Origin of the sequence: Vibrio barjaei (genome assembly GCF_001639065.2) — a bacterium.
Classification (GTDB): Bacteria; Pseudomonadota; Gammaproteobacteria; order Enterobacterales; family Vibrionaceae; genus Vibrio; species Vibrio barjaei.
Genome location: NZ_LQXO02000006.1, coordinates 48393 through 70555, shown reverse-complemented (window position 1 = coordinate 70555; position 22163 = coordinate 48393). Strand labels below are relative to the sequence as shown.

Here is a 22163-nt window from a genome sequence, read left to right as displayed (position 1 = left end):
CTATCAGCGCATTTCTTTTACCTAAATTTGGAGCACATCACTATTTTACAGGTTCAAATGCCGCTCCAAGCGGTGCTCTCTCTAAAGCAACTTCAAGAACTTCATCAATCCATTGCACCGGAATCACCTTCAGATCCGCAATAACGTTGTCAGGAATTTCTTCCAAGTCACGTTCATTATCCTTAGGAATCAATACCGTTTTGATACCGCCACGATGCGCTGCAAGTAACTTTTCTTTCAGGCCGCCGATAGGTAGGACTTCACCACGTAGAGTGATTTCACCTGTCATTGCTACCTCAGCTTTCACTGGGTTACCGGTCAAGCTCGAAACTAAAGCGGTGCACATTGCGATACCCGCACTTGGACCGTCTTTCGGCGTCGCACCTTCAGGAACGTGAACGTGAATGTCACGCTTCTCGTAGAAGTCTGAGTTAATCCCTAGCTTCTCTGCACGAGAGCGTACAACCGTCATCGCCGCTTGAATTGACTCTTGCATCACATCGCCCAATGAACCGGTTTGAGTCAGCTTACCTTTACCGACCATCGCTTCCGTTTCGATAGTCAATAGGTCACCACCTACTTCTGTCCACGCTAGGCCAGTTACCTGTCCAATGCGGTTGCTGTCGTCAGCTTTACCATAGTCAAAGCGCTGTACGCCTAGGTATTCTTTCAAGTTGTCTTGATTTACCGTCACTGTCTTCAGTTTCGGATCAAGCAAGATGTTCTTAACCGCCTTACGACAGATTTTTGAAATCTCACGCTCAAGGCTACGAACACCCGCTTCACGTGTGTAGTAGCGAATGATGCCAATAATCGCAGAGTCTTCAATTTCAATTTCGTTCGGCTTCAAGCCATTACGTTGAACTTGCTTAGACACTAGGTGACGTTTAGCAATGTTCAGCTTTTCATCTTCTGTATATCCAGAAAGACGAATCACTTCCATACGGTCCAGTAAAGGCCCAGGAATATTCATTGAGTTAGATGTCGCAACAAACATCACATCAGAAAGATCATAATCGACTTCTAAATAATGGTCGTTAAACGCATTGTTTTGCTCTGGGTCAAGAACTTCAAGCAGCGCTGATGACGGGTCACCACGCATATCCGAGGACATTTTGTCGATCTCATCCAGAAGGAACAGTGGGTTTTTAACACCAACTTTCGACATCTTCTGAATCAACTTGCCCGGCATAGAGCCGATGTAGGTGCGTCGGTGACCACGGATTTCCGCTTCGTCACGTACGCCACCCAATGCCATACGAGTATATTTACGCCCCGTTGCAGCCGCGATTGAGCGACCAAGGGAGGTTTTTCCCACACCAGGAGGACCAACAAGGCACAAGATAGGACCTTTTAGCTTGTTGATGCGGTTTTGCACCGCCAAGTACTCAAGGATGCGCTCTTTAACACGCTCTAGGCCATAGTGGTCTTCGTTCAGTACTTCTTCCGCTTTTGCTAGGTTCTTTTTAACCTTAGAGCGCTTAGCCCAAGGAACACCTACCATCCAATCGATGTAGCTGCGAACAACGGTTGCTTCAGCGGACATCGGAGACATCATCTTAAGCTTATGTAGCTCTTGTTCGGTCTTCTCTTGCGCTTCAGCAGGCATTTTTGATTCTTCAATCTTAGCCTTCAGCGTTTCGAACTCATCAGGAGCATCATCTAAGTCGCCAAGTTCTTTCTGAATCGCTTTCATTTGCTCATTCAGATAGTACTCACGCTGAGATTTTTCCATTTGTTTCTTAACGCGACCACGAATACGTTTCTCAACTTGCAGTAAGTCGATTTCCGATTCCATTTGTCCCATCAAGAACTCTAAACGTTCAGTTACGTCAAGCAACTCAAGCACTTGCTGCTTATCCACGAGTTTAAGCGGCATATGAGCAGCGATAGTATCAGCAAGACGCGCCGCTTCATCGATGCCACCAAGAGACGTCAGTACTTCCGGTGGAATCTTCTTGTTCAGTTTGATGAAACCTTCAAACTGGTCGATTGCACTACGTACAATGACCTCTTCCTCACGCTCATCGAGTTCTGGCGTGATCAGATATTCAGCATCCGCTACGAAAAATTCTTCATCGCGGTAATTGTTAATTTTGGCACGCTGCTGACCTTCAACCAGTACTTTTACTGTGCCATCCGGTAGCTTGAGAAGCTGCAAAATGGTTGCAACTGTGCCTGTTGTGAATAGATCGTCAATTTTTGGCTCTTCAGTATCTGCTTCTTTCTGAGCCACAAGGAGTACTTGTTTGTCATTATCCATCGCCGCTTCTAAGCAACTAATGGACTTTTCGCGGCCAACAAACAAAGGAATCACCATGTGTGGATAAACAACCACGTCGCGCAGAGGCAATACCGGGATTTCTATACGCTCGGAACGTTCCAAGTTCATATTATTCTCTCTTCCGCTTAGTATTATTTTCAGTATATGGGGGCGTATTCGTTGGATTCAATAAAGAAATAAAAAAAGGAGGTATCAAATACCTCCTTTTTAACTCAGCTTCGCAAATTACTCGGCGCTGGCAACTTGATTATCGTTGTTTGTGTAGATAAGTAGCGGTTCTGACTCGCCATTTATCACACTTTCATCAATAACCACTTTGCTTACGTCAGTAGCCGATGGTAATTCGTACATCGTTTCTAGCAGCACACCTTCAAGGATTGAACGTAGACCACGAGCACCTGTTTTACGCTCCATTGCTTTCTTAGCAATCGCACGCAGTGCATCTTCGCGGAACTCCAACTCAACACCTTCAAGATCGAATAGCGCACCATACTGTTTGGTTAGTGCGTTCTTCGGCTCATTCAAGATTTGAATCAAGGCATCTTCATCAAGCTCGGTCAGAGTCGTTGTCACTGGCAAACGACCAATGAACTCTGGGATTAGACCGTACTTAACTAGATCTTCTGGCTCAACCTGGGTAAATAGCTCGCCGACCGTCTTAGTTTCGTCCTTTGAACGAACCTCTGCGCCGAAACCAATACCAGTACCAGTTGCAACACGTTGGTCGATCACTTTATCGAGACCTGCGAATGCACCACCACAAATAAACAGAATCTTAGAGGTATCTACCTGCAAAAATTCTTGTTGTGGGTGCTTACGACCACCTTGAGGTGGAACCGATGCAATCGTACCTTCAACCAGTTTTAGTAGTGCCTGCTGAACCCCTTCTCCCGACACATCACGTGTGATCGATGGGTTTTCAGCTTTACGTGAAATCTTGTCAATTTCATCGATATAAACAATACCGCGCTCGGCTTTTGCTACATCGTAGTCGCACTTCTGAAGTAGTTTTTGGATGATGTTTTCAACGTCTTCACCAACATAACCGGCTTCGGTCAATGTTGTTGCGTCGGCCATTGTGAATGGCACATCAAGGAAACGTGCAAGCGTCTCAGCAAGCAGTGTTTTACCACTACCCGTTGGACCGATAAGAAGGATATTACTCTTACCGAGTTCAACACCGTCTGCTGTTGTATCACCATTGCGCAAGCGCTTGTAGTGGTTGTAAACAGCGACTGAGAGAACTTTCTTCGCGTAGTCTTGACCAATTACATAATCATCGAGGTGCGCGCGAATGTCTCTTGGCGTTGGTAACGCTTCAGATTCCTTCTTCGGCAACACATCTTTGATTTCTTCACGGATGATATCGTTGCATAAATCAACACACTCATCGCAAATGTAAACAGACGGACCTGCGATTAGCTTGCGAACTTCGTGCTGACTTTTACCACAGAAAGAGCAATACAGCAGTTTACCGCTACCACTCTCTTTGCTTTTATCTGTCATTCGCTAACCTCTTAGCCTTTACTTTCTATGTTTTGAGTGTATATCAATTTAGACCAAATTGCGCCCGCCAATTTGATTTTCACAGACTGCAATTTGGCCAATTGTTACTCAACCGATTATCGATTAACCGCGATGGGTTAAAACTTCGTCAATAATACCGTATTCAGCGGCCTGAGCAGCTGACATAAAGTTGTCACGGTCAGTATCTTTTTCGATAACATCTAGTGGCTGACCTGAGTGTTCTGCCAAAAGATTGTTCAGCTTCTGTTTGATAGTCAGAATTTCTTGTGCATGAATCTGAATGTCTGAAGCTTGACCTTGGAAACCGCCTAGTGGTTGGTGAATCATCACGCGAGAATTAGGCAGAGCAAAACGTTTACCAGGAGCACCTCCAGCAAGTAGGAAAGCACCCATGGAACATGCTTGACCAGTACAAAGCGTGCTTACATTAGGCTTAATAAACTGCATAGTATCGTAAATCGACATACCAGCCGTTACGCTACCACCAGGAGAGTTAATGTAGAGGAAGATATCTTTGTCAGGATTTTCTGATTCAAGAAAAAGCATCTGGGCAACAATTAAGTTCGCCATGTTGTCTTCCACTTGACCAGTCAAGAAAATGATTCGTTCTTTTAATAGTCGCGAATAAATATCGTAAGAGCGTTCGCCACGGGAAGTTTGTTCAACCACCATCGGTACTAGCGCGTTCATAATTGGCGACATTGCATTTTTTTCTTGGTAGCTCATATTCTTATGTCCCTAAAATAAATGGCCCGGATGATAAACATCATACGGACCATTGTTAGCAGAGAAGTCGACTCTAAGTCAACCTTCTATACAAGATATTGCTTATTAAGCAGCAGGCTGTTGGTTCATTAGCTCGTTGAAGCTAACGTCTTTATCAGAAACCTGTGCTTTAGCAAGAATTGCATCGATCGCTTGCTCTTCTAGTGCAACGTTGCGCATGTTGTTCATCATTTGCTCGTTTTGCTCGTAGTAAGAGATAACTTCTGATGGATCTTCGTATGCTGTTGCCATTTCAGAGATAAGCTCTTTCACTTTCTCATCGCTAGCTTCTAGCTCTTCAGACTTAATCACTTCACCTAGAAGTAGGCCAACAACTACGCGACGCTTAGCTTGCTCTTCGAATAGCTCACGTGGAAGCTGTTGTGCAGCTTCTGGGTTGCCACCGAAACGCTGTGCAGCTTGCTGACGTAGAGCACCGATCTCTTGGTCGATTAGTGCAGCTGGAACGTCGATGTCGTTCTCTTTAACTAGACCGTCAAGAGCTTGCTCTTTGATGCGGTTCTTGATTGCTTGCTTAAGTTCGCGCTCCATGTTCTTACGAACTTCAGCTTTAAGAGCGTCAACGCCGCCTTCAGCAACACCGAACTTAGCAACGAACTCATCGTTTACTTCTGGAAGCTCACGTGCTTCAACTTTGTTCACTTTGATTAGGAACTTAGCCGCTTTACCTTTTAGGTTCTCAGCGTGGTAATCTTCTGGGAAGTTTACGTCGATTTCAAATTCCATACCCGCAGTCTTACCTTGGATACCATCTTCGAAACCAGGGATCATGCGACCAGCGCCCATTTCTAGTGGGAAGTTCTCAGCTTTACCACCTTCGAACTCTTCACCGTCGATTGAACCAGTGAAATCGATAGTTACACGTTTACCGTCTTCAGCTGCTTCTTCAACGTCAGTCCAAGTTGCTTGCTGCTTACGTAGAGTGTCGATCATTTCTTCAACGTCAGCGTCATTTACTTCAGTTGCAGGCTTTTCAACAACGATGTTTTCTAGACCCTTAAGTTCTACTTCTGGGTAAACTTCGAAAGTCGCAGTGAAAACAAGATCTTTACCAGCTTCGTTTTCAACAGGAGCGAAAGTAGGCGCGCCAGCTGGGTTGATTTTTTCAGAAACGATTGCTTCGATGAAGTGACGTTGCATAACTTCACCCATCACGTCTTGACGTACTGCTTTGCCGTACATTTGCGCAACCATCTTCATCGGTACTTTACCTTTACGGAAACCATCAAAACGACGGTTTTTCGCGATGTTGCGTAGTTCAGCTGTCACTGCGTCTTCGATATTAGCAGCAGGAACAGTAATGTTTAGACGGCGCTCTAGGCCCTCTAGAGTTTCAACAGTAACTTGCATTGTATAAACCTCAGTTTGGCTCAGTGTTGGCTGAGCGTATGAGCATCCATATCACGAGGATATTTCCGCTTCATCCTTGTTAGTACCAATAGGCACTTCTTTAAAGTGAGCATCGATAACCGGTAAACCATACTTCAATTAGCATGTTATCTTGGCTATCGGACTAATGAGTGACGTCTTCATCGGGCTGAATAGACAGCCTCAAAGGCATCTCTGATTAGTCTCAGGACAAAATTTCAGACGCGACATTCTAGCGATCTCCGCCTACCCTGTCGAGTCGAAGTCGGGTCAATCGGTGGTTTTGTCTCTAATTACTCCAAGAAAACGTTCTACAATGACGTTTTCAACCGATTCCAACTTGAAATGGGGACAATATCGGCTTTTTCAAGAGAGTGAAGGGCTTTTTTTGGCGAATGGCGAAAAAAGAGATCTTGCTCCTGTTTTACTACGCGTTAACCTCTCAGTTCTTATAACTTTTTTGCCACATAATCTTCAAATTCGTTAACCTATACTTTCAAACGACATACGGAAACGTTGGGGTTTAACGTTGGGGTTCGACGATGCGATTGAAACGGATTTTGCTAGGCTTTGCTGCCCTATTTCTCTTAATTTCGACGGTAGGCGGTCAATGGTATTGGCAGCACAGTTATGCTGCCCTCGAAGAACAACATGACAATTGGCTAAATCGATTCGTAGAAACCATCGACAGCAAGCTGGACAAGTATCGACATATCCCACAACTCCTGTCGCAAGATAAAGAACTGGTAGACGCATTATTATCCCCGAACAACACCGCTCAAATTGAAGTGACTAATCGTTACTTAGAGCAAGCCAACCGGATTATCTTGGCCTCCGACACCTACCTTATCGACCGATACGGCAACACCATTGCCTCAAGTAACTGGGCACTAGATCGTTCATTTATCGGCAAAAACTTTGCTTTTCGACCTTATTTCCAAGAAGCCATTAACGGTGGACGCAGCACTTATTTTGCGCTGGGCTCGACATCTGGACAACGTGGTTATTATTACTCTTTTCCTGTGACTTATGCTGCTGAGCACATTGGTGTCGTCGTGGTCAAAATGGATCTGTCTGCCATTGAGCGTAACTGGCAAAGTGAAACTAGCACCTATGTGGCCACCGACAATAATCACGTCGTGTTCATGTCTAGCAATCCTAATTGGCTGTTCAAAAGTCTTTCAACACTGAATCCGCAAGCTCTACAACGTATCCGCAATTCAAGACAGTACTTAGAAACCGATATCCACAGTTTGGGATTCATCGGTGACCTAATGGCAAAATCCACCCAGCTTACTATTCCTGAAGGTAATCTCTTCACCAAACACTACTTGGTTACCCAACGTGAATCCGGTATTCCAAATCTTATTTTAAGGGTCTTAACTCCCCTCTCGACGCTCTATATTGAGCTTTTCGGCTTTATTAGCGTACTAGCGCTGGTTTTTATTACGCTTTACCTAGTCGTCGCTCTGATTGAGAACCGCCGCTCTCGCCACCGACAAATCGAACAAGTGCAAGCTGAAGCGAAACAAAAACTTGAGTTTTTGGTGATGGAACGCACTGCCGAACTGCATGTAGAAATTGATGAAAGGGTCAAGACTGAAAAAGCCTTGCGACAAGCCCATGATGAACTCATTCAAGCCGCTAAATTGGCAGTGCTAGGCCAAATGTCTGCCAGTATTAGTCACGAGCTAAATAACCCTCTTGCGGCCATTCGCAGCTTTGCCGAAAACGGCCAACGTTTTATCGACAAAAACAAAGTTGACCGAGCGAGAGACAATTTGCAGCGTATCGTCGCATTGACTGAACGAATGGCAAAAATCAGCCAGCAACTTAAGTCTTTCGCCAAACGCAGTGATGCTAATGAGTTAAGCCGTATTAAGCTGACTCCTGTGATATTTTCAACCATAGAGTTAATTCAGCCGCAACTTAAGAGTCATCAGGTCACGCTCGATTGCAAAATTGGTCAGCAAGATACCCTAGTACAAATCAACCCCATTCAGGTTGAACAGGTTTTAATTAATTTGCTAACTAACGCAATGCAAGCCATGCATGATAGTGAACAGAAACGATTGGAATTGACCATAGAACAGGGTCAAACCAAAGTGACGATTCATATCGATGATTCCGGACCAGGTCTGGATGGCAACTCGATAGCTGAGTTGTTTGAGCCTTTCTATACCACCAAAGAAAATGGTCTGGGGTTGGGGCTTTCCATTTCCCAACAGATTATTCAAAACCTAAACGGTAAGATTCGCGTCGCTCGCTCTCCTCTGGGAGGCGCTCGTTTTTCGGTTGAACTGCCTATTTTCACCCATGCGGACAAGGACTAAATTATGAGCCAAGTATTTTTCATTGATGATGAAGCTGATATCAGAGCCGCGTTGGAACAAAGCTTCGAACTCGCCGATATTGATGCACGATTCTTCGCATCTGTTGAAGATGCCATGTTGTGTCTAAAACAAAATGACCTTCCGCTTGCCATTATTTCCGATATTCGTCTACCAGGGTTATCAGGTCTTGATTTACTCAATACTGTCACCCACCACCACCAAGGTATTCCCGTCATCCTTATTACTGGGCACGGCGATATTTCGATGGCGGTTCAAGCCATTCAAGATGGTGCTTATGATTTTATCGAGAAACCCTTCTCTGCTGAACGTCTCATCGAGATAACACAACGAGCAATTGAGAAGCGACAACTTACCCTTGAGAATGAGAGCCTTAAGCGCTCACTAAAAGCAAGCCAAACACTTGGACCGAGGATTATCGGTGACACTAATGTGATTCAAGAACTCCGCTCCACTATCTCCGTAGTTGCCGATACCGATGCCGATATTTTGCTGTTTGGAGAAACGGGTACGGGCAAAGAGTTAGTTGCACGTTCTTTACATGAACAGAGCTCTCGAAAAGACGGTAATTTCGTCGCGGTAAACTGTGGCGCAGTTCCAGAGAACTTAATTGAAAGCGAGCTATACGGCCATGAAAAAGGAGCGTTTACCGGCGCAGAGAGCAAACGTATAGGTAAGTTTGAACACGCAGAAGGCGGAACCTTATTTTTGGACGAAATAGAATCGATGCCAATGCAAGCGCAAATAAGACTACTTCGAGTATTGCAGGAAAGAGCCATTGAACGAGTCGGTTCTAATACACTCATTCCCTTAAATATCCGCGTTATCGCCGCCACTAAAACCGATCTAAACCAAGCTTCGATGCAAGGTACCTTTCGCCAAGATCTTTATTACCGCTTAAATATCGTGACTTTGGATTTACCTCCTCTAAGAGAGCGTAAAGACGATATTGCTTCACTATTCCATCACTTTCAGCTTGTCGCCGCCTCACGCTATGGAAAAACGGCCAATGCATTAACTCCTCACGAGCTCAGTCAACTTATTGGTCATGATTGGCCCGGTAATGTAAGAGAGCTAAGAAACTGTGCAGAGCGTTTTGTCCTACTAGGTAAAATTCAAGCAGGCACGCCTAATCAAGAGGAAAGTGAAGAAGGACAGTCTCTCGCCGAACAAGTGGGGCTATTCGAAAAAAATGTCATTGAGCATGCCCTTATCGAAGCCAATGGTAGCATCAAGGCGACAATGGAAAAACTCAACGTTCCTAGAAAAACTTTGTACGATAAAATGCAGAAATATCAGCTTATTAAGGAATCCTACAAAAGCTCTTACTAAAATACTGTAGAAGTGTGAGCCAAGTCTCCTATACTTAAATTATATAGACAGGACGTTGCATAACAATTGAGTATAAGAACACGTAGGGAGACAATTATGGGCGAAAAAACAAAGGTTCCCTTTATTTCTGATACGGTAGAAATCGATGGTATTTTTTACGTTGAGCATCGCACCAGCGAAACTGTAGACAGAAGGAAAAAACAAAGCAGACGTGTTTTTTATGAAAGACGCTCTCAGCCGGATCCAAGAACGCAGAATATCAAGCATATAGATGAGGAGGTCTAGCGACCTCCTCTTTTTTTGTCATTAATAAATGGTTACTTGGTAATGATTTCTGGTCCCATTAATGTAGTCGGAAGCCAAGTAGATACCCACGGAACATAAGTAACAATTATCAAGAATAGGAACATAACAGCAACCCAAGGCAGTGCCGCTTTCACCACGCCCAGCATCGACATTTTCGCCACCCCTGCGGTGACAAACAGGTTTAGGCCAACTGGAGGAGTTATCATCCCTATTTCCATGTTCACTACCATCATAATGCCAAGGTGAATCGGATCGATACCCAGCGCAATGGCGATAGGGAATACTAACGGTGCCACGATGATCAACAAGCCAGATGGCTCCATAAACTGACCACCAATAAGCAATAGGACATTCACCACAATGAGGAAGGTTATTGGACCAAGACCCGCCGAAAGCATTGACTCAGTGATCATTTGAGGAATACGTTCTTCTGTTAATACATGCTTAAGGATCAGAGCATTAGCAATGATAAATAGGAGCATGATGGTCAGTTTCCCTGCTTCAAACAGAGTATGCTTGGTGTCTTTATGCACAAAAGCTTGGAACACTTTAACAATCGCTGGCTTGGTATTTTCCTTATCAGCAAATGGCCCCATATCTTTGTAGATAAAGTTGGCAATCAAGAATGAATACACTGCGGCGACCGCAGCGGCTTCTGTTGGTGTAAATACACCACCGTAAATTCCGCCAAGAATAATCACGACTAGCAGCAAACCCCAACTCGCCTCACGAGCGGAATCGAACACTTCCTTCCAGCCTACAAATGGTTGCTTTGGTAATCCTTTTACTTTCGCAGCGATATAAATGGCGATCATTAGCATCAAGCCCGCAAGCAGGCCGGGGATAACGCCACCTAGGAACATACGGCCAACAGACACGTCTGTTGCTGCAGCGTACACCACCATTACAATGGATGGCGGGATCAAAATCCCTAAAGTACCGGCATTACAAATGACCCCAGCAGCAAACTCTTTGGTATAGCCATTTTTGATCATGCCCGCGATAACAATACTACCAATTGCCACCACAGTTGCAGGCGATGAACCCGATAGCGCTGCGAACATCATACACGCCACCACCGACGCCATTGCAAGACCACCGCGGAACCAACCGACCATAGCAATCGCAAATCGAATGATGCGCTTTGCTACGCCACCCGTCGACATAAAGCTCGATGCCAGAATAAAGAATGGAATTGCAAGTAACGTGTAGTGGCCAGCAAAGGCGTTAAACAAGGTTTGCGCTACAGATGCTAACGATGCGTCCGAGTGCATTAGTAGGAACAAGATACTGGACAAACCCAGTGACACGGCAATAGGCACGCCAATTAGCATGAAGCCTACCACCATTAAAAAGAGTAATAGAATATCCATGCTTATTTTTCCTTGTCTTTAACACTGTCAAACGCGTTGTCTTGCATTTCCGCTTTTAATGCTTCTAGGTCTTCTTCAGCTTCATGACCTGCGATCAGTCGATCTAACTTACCAGTCATTATTTGGTACGCGGCTTGAGCAAATCTAAAGGTCAGTAATGCCATACCAATTGGCAGTGCCATGTAAGGAATAAAGCGCGGCAGTTTTTCGTAACGTTCACCTTCATTTAACCAGTCAGCTAAAAACTGCAAAACTTCAGGCATGGGAATATCATCGGTTTCATACCAAGCTCGGTCTGTGGCAAAGGGGTACCAGTAGTTCCACGAGCCGATGAGCAATAAGATAGAGAACACCAAACAAGCTAATACCGAGGCAATGGCAAACCGTTTGCGCTTATCCTCCGATACCATGTTGATGACAACATCCACACCGATATGAAAGTGTTTTTTAACACCATAGGACGCGCCAACAAGGACCATCCAGGCAAACATAAATACGGTAAGTTCAAGAGCCCAAAGGATATTGTCGTTAAATACATAACGAGAAATAACGTTAGCAAAAGTGAGCAAAGTCATCGCGCCAAGGAAGAAAGCAATCAGCGTTTCTTCAAAAGCATCGGTCACTTTACCAATACGAGAAATAAGAGACTGTTCCATGTGATACATCGCTTTTGTAATAGTAGGGACAGAGGGTTAGGCCCCACGTCCCGTGGGGCCCTTAACAATGAATATCGAGGTTATTGTTGGTTTGATGCTTGAGCGGCTTCAATCAAGTCCGCGCCAATGTCTTTCTCAAACTTTTTCCAAACAGGTTGCAGAGCTTGAACCCACTGCTGACGTTGCTCAGGAGTCAAAGTACGCACAACACCACCTGCTTCAACAATATTGTTTTTGTTTGCTAGGTTAACTTTGCTCGACTCTGAGTTACGAGTCTCAGTCACTTCTTTTAAGATCTGCGCGAACTGCTCACGAGTGTCATCCGGCATACCATCCCAGAACTCCTTTGAAGTCACTACAAGATAGTCAAGAATACCGTGGTTGGTTTCAGTTACACCATCTTGAACTTCAAAGAACTTCTTACCGTAGATATTTGACCACGTATTTTCTTGGCCATCGATAACCTTCGTTTGCAGGCCGCCATACACTTCCTTGAATGACATTTTCTGAGGGTTTGCGCCTAACTGTTCAAACTGAGCAACTAACACATCAGAAGCTTGAACGCGGAATTTCAGGTCTTTCGCATCACCGGGAACAAGAAGTGGCTTATTCGCCGACATTTGTTTCATGCCGTTATGCCAAAACGCCAGACCTTGTAGACCACGACGATTCATCGCATTCTTCAGTTTTTCACCCGACTCTGAGTTTTGGAAACGATCCACGGCGTCTACGTTTTCAAATAGGAAAGGTAGGTCGAAGATGCGGTACTTCTTGGTGAATTTCTCGAATTTAGAAAGTGAAGGAGCGGCAAGTTGAACATCGCCGTTTAAAAGGGCTTCGAGAACTTTATTGTCATCGTAAAGAGTTGAGTTAGGAAATACCTGCATACACGCTTTGCCGTTCATTTCTGTATTCACACGCTCTTCTAACAATGATGCGGCAATACCTTTAGGGTGTTTGTCGGTGTTGGTTACGTGACTAAACTTAATCACAATCTCACCTGGATCACACGCCGCAGCGGCATTAAAACTTGCTAGAGCAATAGCAGAAACAGACAGTAGGGATAGAGGCTTTAACATTATTATTCTCCTTTGGATTAATGCAGTCCCATCAATGGGTACTGATAATCTTGTTAGAGCAATAACGATGCCAATCAAAAAAAATCTATAATTACAACAAGTTATAATAGATCTTTATTATCAAGTGTAGAACGAGCCTTTGAAATGGGTGGAAAGTGACACATTTATTAAACGAAAAAGGGTAGAAACAAGCCCATTTCTACCCATGGCAATCTCCGCTTTTCTAACGGTAAAGCCGTTACTAGATAGCCGCTTTAACCGCTTTCGCTAATTTGTGAGCAGCTTTCTTCGGGTCAGCTTTTGGATCGTTAAAAAAGTTGGAGACTACATCCGTAATCGCACCCAGTACATAACTCGTTGTCGCCATATTTTGCGACATACTAGGTACTAAACCGCCATTTTCGATGCTTTGCTCAAATGTTTTTCTGGAATCCAGAGCGCACTTATCAAAACCGTGCATATCCATATCGGTTCGAACTGGGAAAGAGCCCTTATTCAAGTTAAACACTTCTTGGAACTGCTTATCCATGATGGTTCTGGCGAGCGCTTTCTGGGCGTTCACTTCTGCTTCGTCTTTGATATCAAAGAAGGCGAAACTGTCGACGTTCTGGATGAATTGTCCTTTAGTACCCGGCGCGGGAACACAAAGGTAATCTTTACCCGGAATTTTTCCTGCGGCGGTAAATTCACCCTTGGCCCAATCTCCCATGATCTGCATAGCTGCCTGACCATTAAGTACTCGGTTGGTTGCCACGTTCCACTCTCGACCTTGGACGTCCTCATCCATGTATTCACGCATTCGGCCGAACGTCTCAAACACCTTCGCCATTTTGTTGCTCGACAAAGTATCCATATCTAGATTGACAAACGCTTGTCGAAAATCGTCAGGCCCTAGTACCGCAAGGGCGATGGTTTCAAATAGTGTTGTGTCTTGCCAAGGGCCACTGCCATTGGCAAGCGGTGTGAAACCCGCAGCTTTGATTTTTTCTGCGGCAGCAAAGAACTGTTCTAGAGTCTCTGGAACCGCATCCACTCCCGATTTTTTTAGTACTTGTGGATTGACCCAGAGCCAGTTAACTCGGTGGATATTGACTGGAACAGCAACATATTTGCCATCGTACTTCATGCCTTCTGCTACAACAGGTGGCAATACCTCATCCCAGCCATCAGCTTTGGCTACATCATCAAGATTGGTCAGAAAACCTAAACCTCCCCACTCTTGAATATCCTCACCTTTAATCTGAGCAGCTGATGGAGGATTACCCGATACCGCTCGAGTTTTCAGTACTGTCATAGCGCTCTCACCACCGCCACCAGCAATGGCAAAGTCCTTCCAAGTATAACCTCGCTGCTCCAATTTCTGTTTTAGGATTTGAACCGATTTAGCTTCACCGCCAGATGTCCACCAGTGCAACACCTCGACTTCACTCGCTTGCAGAAAAGTAGGAAAGATTGTGGAAGTAAGCAGTAAAGCTAGTAGTGATTTACGCATATTTGTTGCCGTTATCTGTGCATCGATATCACCATGGTGATATCGAGTTATTGGGTTCAGTGACTTTAACGCTCAGTCTGACGTTAATTCAATAGCTAGCTCGCTTAGGCCTCTAGGTTGGGCGGAATAAACACCTGTACTTCTAACCCACCAAAATCTGCATTGCGAATGATCAAATCGCCGCCAAGACCGTGCAAAATACTGCGACAGATCCCCAAACCTAAACCATGTCCTTCTTTATCCGTCGCAATGCGAACATATGGCTCGAACACTTCTTCGATGCGAGCTTCCGGAATACCTGGACCTTTATCCAAAATGGTAATGATGATCCATTTGGGATTCTCTTCAATGCTGACAAATGCTCGGTTGCCATATTTAACCGCATTATCGATTAGGTTAGTCAGCACTCGTTTAATGGCTAGTGGCTTAACAACCACAGGCTCCATGGGAAACGCGGTGAAACTAACCAAAGTATGAACTTGGTTATGCGTCTCTGAAACACTGCGAATCATCTCATTGAGGTCAATGTAGGCATTGTTCTCATGTAAATCCGTATCACGCACACACTGCAGCGCGCCTTTCACCATCATTTCAAGGTCATCAAGGTCTTGGTTAAACTTGTCTCGCCTGACATCATCATCCAGAAGCTCTGCTCTCAGCCTTAAACGTGTAATAGGCGTTTTCAAATCGTGAGAGATAGAGGAAAACAGGTGTTCACGGTCAGATACATACTGGCGAATTCGTGTCTGCATACGGTTAAATGCACGCGTTGCCGTCACGAGTTCAGAAGCGCCAGCTTCTCTTAAAGGTGGCTGGTCGATATCCATACTCATTTCATTCGCAGCTTTAGCCAACCTTCTCAAAGGTTTAACTTGAGCACGAACCAAAAGGAAAGTCAGAATCAGCAGCAAGGTTGTAGAAGTAAATAAGAACACCATTTGATCTTGAGTCAGCATGGTGTCTTCGAGCTGAATATATGGCGAAGGCAATAAAGCCGCGATATAGATCCACTCATCTTGATTAAGCTTCAATTGGACTACCAGAATCGGCGGGTCTAGTGGACCTAGCGTTAACGTATGGTGCGCCCAAGACTTAGGCAGATCCTTAATAAAAATATCGTTTTTAAGCAGTCGTAAATTCTCTGCTTTCGAGAAATTCACCTTTACAGCTTCTATGGTCGGTAGCTTCTCTTCCAGCACTTTAGTCACCGAATCCATAGACGCCAGTTTAAGCGGTGTGTCTGGAATCGGGTCAACGATAAGCTCTTCTTTATTGAATGAAACGAAGAAACGAGTACCACCCATATTACGTATCTGGTCGAGAACAATATGGCGATATTTAATCGGGAGTTTTTGGAAAAAGGTCACCGTTGAGGCGAACATGGTCGCCATACTAGCAGAGGTATCACGAATACCAGATAGCTCATCTTGCTTGGTTTTTTGGTACCAAATTGCCGTGAGTACACCTTGAGAGCACACGACTGCCAACAGCGTCAGCAGCAGTGTTCTCGCGACTAAAGAGTTAGGGCTAAAACGCTTTAGCCAATGAGTTCGAGACATGTGTTATTGGCCATATTCCACTGGGACAGACAGAATATACCCATTACCACGCATGGTTTTAATGTAGTGAGGAAAGTTTTTACTGGTGCCTAATCGATTTCGAATTCGGCTTAACTGAACGTCAATACCACGTTCGTAAGGCAGCGCTTCACGGCCACGAGTTGCAAACGAAATAGTATCGCGGTCAAGAATTTCATTCGGGCGCGACAAAAACAGCATTAGCAACGCAAAGTCACTACCGGATAGATCATGCGTGCGGCCATTCACCTTATTGGTCATACGATGAGCAATGGTATCCAAATGCCAGTCGCCAAAATCGATCGTTCTTGGTGGCGTTTCTTCTGCCTTATCGCCATTGAGATGAGTCCGACGCAATAGCGCTTTAATTCGAGCCATCAACTGACGCGGACTAAATGGTTTCGCAATGTAATCGTCAGCACCGATTTCTAAACCAATAATTTGATCGGTTTCATCGGATACTGCGGTCAGCATAATAATTGGCACTTGCGAATCTCGTCGAACACGCTGACAAAGAGTAAAGCCATCGTCTCCCGGTAGCATGACGTCAAGCAGGATAAGATCCGGGTAGCCTTTAGCCTTAATGAACAGCTCCATTTCTACCCCATCTTCAGCAGTAGAAACTTGAAAGCCAGATTTCGTCAAATACTCATCGAGTAAGAGACGGATCTCTTCATCGTCATCTACAACCAAAATGTGCGTCTTAGCCTGCATTTTATTTCCTTAAGTCTGCACTTACTCCCTATAGTGTAAGGCTTTAGGGGAAATTTTATTATTGATTCGTTTATAAAATTTGCAGCTCGAATTTGCGCAAGGTCACAAAAATGACATGATGATACTTTTTAGCCATAAAGGGTTAACAAATTCATTCATCTTTATGATGAGCAACTGATTTCCATACGTTTACCCCATTCAGGTGGAAGTTTGGCAAATTCTTCATGTTCTGCTTGCTCCTCGTAAGGGAATTTAAGTAAATCCGCCAACTGATGAACCAGTGAAAAGTCGCCTTTCTCGGCAAGTTCTATGGCCTGTTGGGCTAAATAATTTCTGAGAATATACTTTGGATTCGCTAAACGCATTTTTCGGCAGCGCTCGGCTTCGGAATCATTTTCTAACATACAACGTAGCAGGTAGCTTTCTACCCACGCTTGCGCTTTAGCTCGATCAATAAACAGGTCAACAACAGGGGCAATACCGCTTCTATCGATATTCGATAGAGCTCTGAAGAATCGGGTGTAATCAACTTTTTCACTTTCCATGAGGTCAAAGCTTCGATTAAAGAAATCTCCATCCTCACTCTGCTTGGTCGACAACCCAAACTTGTCGCGCATTTGGCAACTGTACTCTGTCTGCAAGATTGGCGTAAAGGTTTCCAATCCATGATCTAAGTCTTCTCTATCGATAAGTGGAGACAAAGCATGAGCTAACGCGGTGAGATTCCACATCGCTATGGACGGTTGATTGTCGAACGCATAACGGCCTTGGTAGTCGGAGTGATTACAGATATAACCCGGTTCGTAGTCATCCATAAATCCAAACGGGCCATAGTCAAATGTCTGACCCAATATCGACATGTTATCGGTGTTCATCACCCCATGAGCAAACCCTTTGGCTTGCCAGTGAGCAATCATTTCTGCGGTTAATCGAACAACTTCAGCGAAGAACACAACATAGGGCTTGTCAGCGTCTAAACAATCAGGGAAGTACCACTCTATTACTTTATCAGCCAACAGACGAAGCTGCTCATGCTGACCGGTATAAAAGAAATGTTCAAAATGACCAAAGCGAATATGCGTGTCGGCAGCACGCACCAATAACGCCCCCTGCTCCACTTGTTCTCGATACACAGGCGTATCGCTGACCATCATTGCCAATGCTCTAGTGGTGGGAATACCTAACCCTGCCATGGCTTCGCTGCACAAATACTCTCGAATTGTCGAGCGTAGAACCGCCCGACCATCCCCCATACGCGAATACGGTGTTTGACCCGCGCCCTTGAGATGAAGATCGAAAATCTGCCCTGATTTTCCTGCGACTTCCCCCAGCAGCAAACCACGACCGTCACCTAAATCAGGGTTATAAATACCAAACTGATGACCCGCGTATTTCATTGCCAGCGGCTTGATATGCTCATTCGATACACTGCCCGAGAGCACATCAAGTAAGGCAGGTTCATCTTCAACCACCTCTGGAAACCCGAGTTCACCTGCCAGTTCTTGATTCCATGCAACCCAACGAGGATTGTCGAGAGGTGTCGGTTCAACTTGGGTGTAAAAGCTATTCGGCAGAGCTAAAAAGCGATGAGAAACGGATAATGAATCCAGCGAAAACATAGGCGGCTCTATACAAGTCTTAATAACAATTACTTAGAGTATAGCGAGTCACAGTGGATAGAAAACAAACGAAAAGTGTGGGTATTAACGAAAAGTATGGGTATTAGAAAAAAGAAGTTCTATAACAGGAAGAGAAAAGGATGAACGATTTACGTTGCCTAGAGGAACGCCCATCTACTAAACAAAGTGTCTGCGTTTGGGCTGTCCCCTAAGAAGTCTAAGTTATTAGAGCATAGCCAGAATGGCTACCACTGTACCGAGAGAGAACAGGCAAGTGCGACTAATAACGCCGAGGTTGGAAGGTTGAATCATTTCTTGATGCATAGGCAAACACTCCTTTTTATTACACTACCATTACAACTTAGGCCTAAATGGTTATTTTTGCAACGCTGTTGGCAAAAATCTTTGAAATAGTACCAAAAAATCACCAGAAAACGGTCAAAACAACGATGGTGCAACCAAGAAAAGTTGCAAAGCAGATTGGGATAACAAGGTGCTTATCTCTATCCAGTGAAATAAAGCCTGGCGGCTGATTGACGACAACGGTCACCAACAGGATATTGTACAGTGCGATCAAAACCCCAATAAGAAAAACATCAAAATATACTAAACTCGTTGCCAAATAGACGTAAAAACCAATTAATACATAATCTATAACCACTAACCAGGCTAAGCACTTTCGCATGTTCAGCACAGAGTGAATGAGTTCAGTCATAACGATTCATCACTTCAAATGATGTAACTGGCTGATTATATTCTGCTTGTTGCAGCGCCTTACGGTGCGATTCTCGTAAAACTGTGTCGAGTTCTTTTTCTGCCAGTGGCGAAGGTCTGGTCGCTTGTTCTAAGGCAAAGGCTTTGTAAACCTTGTTCAATTGCGCCAAAGTTTCAGCGGTTAAAATATACAACTCGATACGGCGGTTAATACCGGATTTGGCATTATTAAAGTCAATAGGTGCCGTATCACTCATTCCCGTTACTTGAAAAATATGGCGCTCTTGAAGACCACCCTTATCCAAATAGTAACGGGCACTATTAGCACGATTGCTAGAAAGCTCCCAGTTAGTCATTCGACTTCCTTTATAACGACTTGCATCCGTGTGTCCGGTGATAATCATTTTGTTTTCGATTTTTTCTAGTAATCCGGCTAAGTTCAGCAATAAGTCTTGATAGAAAGGCGTTACCTTGGCGCCACCTCGGAAAAACATCGGGCCTTTATCAGAGTCTGCGATGACTAACTTCACGCCTTGAGGTGTTACGAACACACTGACGCTACCGAGGGCATCAATACCGGATAACTCTTGTTTAACTCGCTGCGCCAAAACTTCCAGTTCTTGCTGGCTATTAAACTCACCCTCAAGTACAGAAGTGTCATTAATGCGATGCAGCTCAGCGTCGTAATGAGAGGTTGCTACATGAGGTAATGGCAGTGGGTTAATTGAGTTACCGCCACTTTCGTTAGTTCCTAAGTGCATGATGGGATCATTGCCATAAGCAAAGTAATTCAACAATTTCTTCTGGTCATCCACATCGACGACTTGCAATATCCACAACACGAGGAAAAGACACATTAGCGAGATCATCAAATCTGCCATGGCAACTTTCCATCCGCCGTGTTGCAACTCGCCACGCTTACGGCGCCCTTTTTTATTGATGATGACGTTTGGTTGTTCCATCATTCGCTCCTTAGCCTTATGAAGGCTGTTGTCTGAGCACTTCGACTGCTTTTTCTAGCTCAACAAATGACGGTTTATAACGAGTTTCGATGTTCTTGCGTCCAGCATTAGCACACATGTGTGCCGATTGACCTTGAGCGTAAGCAGACAGGATTGATTTCACACACAGTAGTGGCGCTAACTGATTCTCAGAAACATCTTTGATACTGCTAGACATTGGTCCAAGCACACAATAACAACCAAACACCCCAGTAAATGTTCCCACCAGAGCGCCAGCGATATTCTGACCAATCTCACTGATCTCACCGTCAAGGCCTTGCATCGTCAGAATGATCCCCATTACCGCAGCTAAAATACCGAGTCCCGGCATAGCCTCAGCGGTAGCGTGCAGTTTCTCGGAGGGCTTGGTATATTCATCCTCCAGATGCTCGATTTCTTCTTCTAGAAATGCTTCCAATACGTGTTGCGATTGCTTACCAGTAATTACTTGTCGAAATGAATCAATAATGAATTGAGTCGTGAGAGCGTCACTCGTGATCTTTGGATACTTATTGAAAATTTTACTTGAATCAGGATTCTCAACATGGATATCTAATGCTTTGATATTCTGAACTCGTGCAGTGTTGATTAGCTCAAACATTAACGATAATAGCTGTTGATAATAGTCCTTGTTATAAGGCGCAGAACGAAAAGCAATGCCAACTTGTTGAGCCATCAGTTTCATCGTTGCAGACGTAGTAGACATTAATAGGCTGGCAAATGCCGCCCCAAAAATGATGATGATTTCCGACAGCTTGAAGATAAATTCGAACTTCCCACCAAGAAAAATGAATCCGCCAAAGATAACACTCAGCACGATAACAATACCGATTAGTTTTTGCATACATCACTCTCCTTCATTCTACTCTTGAGAATGTCTAAACCTCGGTGCTTTAATCGATGCACTTTGATTTCGTTGATATCGAGGACCAGTGCCGTCTCTTTGGTGCTTAAACTTTTCACGTAAACCAAGTAAAGAATGCGCTGCTCCATCTCTGGGAGCGTATTCAATACTTGTTTCACCTCATTAAAAAGCACTTCTCTGTCTGTCTCCGGAACGGCTGTCACCACCGTTTCCAACTCAATATCATCAAACACATCCACTAACGTCATCGCTTGTTGATAATCATTACTTTCAATGCCTAAATGACGACAAATTTCATTGGTAGTGGGCTGTCTTCCCAACAGCTGAACTAATTGTCTTTCAGCGTGCTTAATTCGATTCACCAATTGGCGTTTATCTCGCTCCATATAGTCGCGACGCCTGAGTTCATCGACTAATTCGCCTCGAATTCGCACCGCCACCGCCCGTCGAAAATCATCATTAGCAACATGATCAAACTTCCTAAGTTCGATGACCAAAGTCATCATGGCCGTTTGCCGTAAATCCTCAAACGTTCCTTCATCTACCGCGTAACGATATTGATAAAGCAGTCCGTTAATCAGCTTGATGTTTTGTTGCAGCACCAATTTTTCTAACTCCTGCAACGTTGCTTGGTCGTTAGTTTGGGTGTGCTGGTATTTGGGCTGCATCAACATAGTAGCGACCTATTGAAATACCGCTTTGGTGACAAGTACATCGCCAACTTGTAAGCTCGGTAGCTCATCCAAGTCATCTTTGAGATCATCTTGAATCACATAGATAAACTGTTTGTTGTAGAAATAAGAAGCCTCTTTGACGCTGAATTTTTTGATGATGCGGTTCTTAATTCGGCTTAATTGCTCATACACGTATGCGCCATTTTTCTGTGGGGTAAACATAGAAACATCAAGCAAAAGCAAGCTTTGTCGATTGCCCAGGTTAATAGGCACCAGTACATTTTCCAGCTGAATTTCAACCTGTTGCATTTTGGCTGGCTCTGGTTCTTTCGGTGAAAGCCAAGCGGTGAAGGACTCCATATTCAGCGTATTACTTTGGTAAAACCAGAAACCTGTGACCGAGAGCGCGAGAGTAACGATGAACGTAACGATAATTTTAGTCATC

Annotated in this window: 19 protein-coding genes; 3 read left to right on the top strand and 16 right to left on the bottom strand. The window is 44.4% G+C overall.

Going from position 1 to position 22163, the window contains the following annotated elements:
• Window positions 1–40: 40 nt before the first annotated feature.
• The 4 genes from lon to tig form a co-directional block, all read right to left on the bottom strand.
• Window positions 41–2392 carry an endopeptidase La gene (gene lon / locus AWH66_RS03025; protein ID WP_063604482.1) on the bottom strand — a complete coding sequence of 784 codons (2352 nt, stop codon included), beginning with the start codon at window positions 2390–2392 and terminating at the stop codon, window positions 41–43.
• A gap of 117 nt (window positions 2393–2509) precedes the next feature.
• The gene (gene clpX / locus AWH66_RS03020) at window positions 2510–3790 is read right to left on the bottom strand and encodes an ATP-dependent protease ATP-binding subunit ClpX (protein ID WP_038229801.1); all 1281 of its coding nucleotides are present in this window, start codon (window positions 3788–3790) and stop codon (window positions 2510–2512) included.
• A gap of 123 nt (window positions 3791–3913) precedes the next feature.
• On the bottom strand, window positions 3914–4537 hold the full coding sequence (gene clpP / locus AWH66_RS03015; RefSeq protein WP_038229800.1) for an ATP-dependent Clp endopeptidase proteolytic subunit ClpP: 624 nt from the start codon (window positions 4535–4537) through the stop codon (window positions 3914–3916).
• Window positions 4538–4642: 105 nt separating this feature from the next.
• Window positions 4643–5947 (bottom strand): trigger factor, encoded by a 1305-nt coding sequence (tig, locus tag AWH66_RS03010; protein ID WP_063604483.1) that lies wholly within the window; start codon window positions 5945–5947, stop codon window positions 4643–4645.
• A gap of 560 nt (window positions 5948–6507) precedes the next feature.
• Here tig and AWH66_RS03005 point away from each other — a divergent pair.
• The 3 genes from AWH66_RS03005 to AWH66_RS02995 all read left to right on the top strand — a co-directional run bounded on the left by AWH66_RS03005 (window position 6508) and on the right by AWH66_RS02995 (window position 9933).
• Window positions 6508–8298, top strand: coding sequence for a sensor histidine kinase (locus tag AWH66_RS03005; protein ID WP_063604484.1), 1791 nt, complete (start codon window positions 6508–6510; stop codon window positions 8296–8298).
• 3 nt (window positions 8299–8301) lie between these two features.
• Window positions 8302–9648, top strand: a complete 1347-nt coding sequence (locus AWH66_RS03000) for a sigma-54-dependent transcriptional regulator (protein WP_063604485.1) — start codon at window positions 8302–8304, stop codon at window positions 9646–9648.
• 96 nt (window positions 9649–9744) lie between these two features.
• Window positions 9745–9933 (top strand): hypothetical protein, encoded by a 189-nt coding sequence (locus AWH66_RS02995; protein WP_006075546.1) that lies wholly within the window; start codon window positions 9745–9747, stop codon window positions 9931–9933.
• 32 nt (window positions 9934–9965) lie between these two features.
• Here the strand turns inward: AWH66_RS02995 and AWH66_RS02990 are convergent, their stop codons facing one another.
• From AWH66_RS02990 to AWH66_RS02935, 12 genes are all read right to left on the bottom strand, one after another.
• Window positions 9966–11327: a TRAP transporter large permease gene (locus AWH66_RS02990; protein WP_063604486.1), complete on the bottom strand. Its 1362-nt coding sequence runs from the start codon at window positions 11325–11327 to the stop codon at window positions 9966–9968.
• Between the two features lie 2 nt (window positions 11328–11329).
• On the bottom strand, window positions 11330–11983 hold the full coding sequence (locus AWH66_RS02985; protein ID WP_063604487.1) for a TRAP transporter small permease: 654 nt from the start codon (window positions 11981–11983) through the stop codon (window positions 11330–11332).
• An 80-nt stretch (window positions 11984–12063) separates the two neighbouring features.
• The gene (locus AWH66_RS02980; protein ID WP_063604488.1) at window positions 12064–13062 is read right to left on the bottom strand and encodes a TRAP transporter substrate-binding protein; all 999 of its coding nucleotides are present in this window, start codon (window positions 13060–13062) and stop codon (window positions 12064–12066) included.
• 241 nt (window positions 13063–13303) lie between these two features.
• Window positions 13304–14554 carry an ABC transporter substrate-binding protein gene (locus AWH66_RS02975; RefSeq protein WP_063604489.1) on the bottom strand — a complete coding sequence of 417 codons (1251 nt, stop codon included), beginning with the start codon at window positions 14552–14554 and terminating at the stop codon, window positions 13304–13306.
• A gap of 104 nt (window positions 14555–14658) precedes the next feature.
• Window positions 14659–16113 (bottom strand): ATP-binding protein, encoded by a 1455-nt coding sequence (locus AWH66_RS02970; protein ID WP_063604490.1) that lies wholly within the window; start codon window positions 16111–16113, stop codon window positions 14659–14661.
• A 3-nt stretch (window positions 16114–16116) separates the two neighbouring features.
• Window positions 16117–16845: a response regulator gene (locus AWH66_RS02965; protein ID WP_006074338.1), complete on the bottom strand. Its 729-nt coding sequence runs from the start codon at window positions 16843–16845 to the stop codon at window positions 16117–16119.
• A gap of 161 nt (window positions 16846–17006) precedes the next feature.
• Window positions 17007–18464, bottom strand: coding sequence for a protein adenylyltransferase SelO (locus tag AWH66_RS02960; RefSeq protein WP_063604491.1), 1458 nt, complete (start codon window positions 18462–18464; stop codon window positions 17007–17009).
• A 424-nt stretch (window positions 18465–18888) separates the two neighbouring features.
• The gene (locus tag AWH66_RS02955; RefSeq protein WP_038229787.1) at window positions 18889–19179 is read right to left on the bottom strand and encodes a hypothetical protein; all 291 of its coding nucleotides are present in this window, start codon (window positions 19177–19179) and stop codon (window positions 18889–18891) included.
• Entirely contained in the window at window positions 19172–20143 is a 972-nt protein-coding gene (locus AWH66_RS02950) for an OmpA family protein (RefSeq protein ID WP_240495594.1), read from the bottom strand. Before AWH66_RS02950 ends, AWH66_RS02955 begins: the two co-directional genes overlap by 8 nt.
• Window positions 20144–20156: 13 nt before the next feature.
• Window positions 20157–21023 carry a flagellar motor stator protein MotA gene (gene motA / locus AWH66_RS02945; RefSeq protein ID WP_063604493.1) on the bottom strand — a complete coding sequence of 289 codons (867 nt, stop codon included), beginning with the start codon at window positions 21021–21023 and terminating at the stop codon, window positions 20157–20159.
• Window positions 21011–21718 (bottom strand): sigma-70 family RNA polymerase sigma factor, encoded by a 708-nt coding sequence (locus AWH66_RS02940; RefSeq protein ID WP_063604494.1) that lies wholly within the window; start codon window positions 21716–21718, stop codon window positions 21011–21013. The genes motA and AWH66_RS02940 overlap by 13 nt, the downstream gene beginning before the upstream one ends.
• 9 nt (window positions 21719–21727) lie before the next feature.
• Window positions 21728–22162, bottom strand: coding sequence for a hypothetical protein (locus tag AWH66_RS02935; RefSeq protein WP_063604495.1), 435 nt, complete (start codon window positions 22160–22162; stop codon window positions 21728–21730).
• Window position 22163 lies beyond the last annotated feature (1 nt).

What these genes read in the sequence shown, in the direction of transcription:
- lon (WP_063604482.1), bottom strand. Translation starts at nt 2,392, where the DNA reads ATGAACTTGGAACGTTCCGAGCGTATAGAAATCCCGGTATTGCCTCTG.
- clpX (WP_038229801.1), bottom strand. Translation starts at nt 3,790, where the DNA reads ATGACAGATAAAAGCAAAGAGAGTGGTAGCGGTAAACTGCTGTATTGC.
- clpP (WP_038229800.1), bottom strand. Translation starts at nt 4,537, where the DNA reads ATGAGCTACCAAGAAAAAAATGCAATGTCGCCAATTATGAACGCGCTA.
- tig (WP_063604483.1), bottom strand. Translation starts at nt 5,947, where the DNA reads ATGCAAGTTACTGTTGAAACTCTAGAGGGCCTAGAGCGCCGTCTAAAC.
- AWH66_RS03005 (WP_063604484.1), top strand. Translation starts at nt 6,508, where the DNA reads ATGCGATTGAAACGGATTTTGCTAGGCTTTGCTGCCCTATTTCTCTTA.
- AWH66_RS03000 (WP_063604485.1), top strand. Translation starts at nt 8,302, where the DNA reads ATGAGCCAAGTATTTTTCATTGATGATGAAGCTGATATCAGAGCCGCG.
- AWH66_RS02995 (WP_006075546.1), top strand. Translation starts at nt 9,745, where the DNA reads ATGGGCGAAAAAACAAAGGTTCCCTTTATTTCTGATACGGTAGAAATC.
- AWH66_RS02990 (WP_063604486.1), bottom strand. Translation starts at nt 11,327, where the DNA reads ATGGATATTCTATTACTCTTTTTAATGGTGGTAGGCTTCATGCTAATT.
- AWH66_RS02985 (WP_063604487.1), bottom strand. Translation starts at nt 11,983, where the DNA reads ATGGAACAGTCTCTTATTTCTCGTATTGGTAAAGTGACCGATGCTTTT.
- AWH66_RS02980 (WP_063604488.1), bottom strand. Translation starts at nt 13,062, where the DNA reads ATGTTAAAGCCTCTATCCCTACTGTCTGTTTCTGCTATTGCTCTAGCA.
- AWH66_RS02975 (WP_063604489.1), bottom strand. Translation starts at nt 14,554, where the DNA reads ATGCGTAAATCACTACTAGCTTTACTGCTTACTTCCACAATCTTTCCT.
- AWH66_RS02970 (WP_063604490.1), bottom strand. Translation starts at nt 16,113, where the DNA reads ATGTCTCGAACTCATTGGCTAAAGCGTTTTAGCCCTAACTCTTTAGTC.
- AWH66_RS02965 (WP_006074338.1), bottom strand. Translation starts at nt 16,845, where the DNA reads ATGCAGGCTAAGACGCACATTTTGGTTGTAGATGACGATGAAGAGATC.
- AWH66_RS02960 (WP_063604491.1), bottom strand. Translation starts at nt 18,464, where the DNA reads ATGTTTTCGCTGGATTCATTATCCGTTTCTCATCGCTTTTTAGCTCTG.
- AWH66_RS02955 (WP_038229787.1), bottom strand. Translation starts at nt 19,179, where the DNA reads ATGACTGAACTCATTCACTCTGTGCTGAACATGCGAAAGTGCTTAGCC.
- AWH66_RS02950 (WP_240495594.1), bottom strand. Translation starts at nt 20,143, where the DNA reads ATGATGGAACAACCAAACGTCATCATCAATAAAAAAGGGCGCCGTAAG.
- motA (WP_063604493.1), bottom strand. Translation starts at nt 21,023, where the DNA reads ATGCAAAAACTAATCGGTATTGTTATCGTGCTGAGTGTTATCTTTGGC.
- AWH66_RS02940 (WP_063604494.1), bottom strand. Translation starts at nt 21,718, where the DNA reads ATGTTGATGCAGCCCAAATACCAGCACACCCAAACTAACGACCAAGCA.
- AWH66_RS02935 (WP_063604495.1), bottom strand. Translation starts at nt 22,162, where the DNA reads ATGACTAAAATTATCGTTACGTTCATCGTTACTCTCGCGCTCTCGGTC.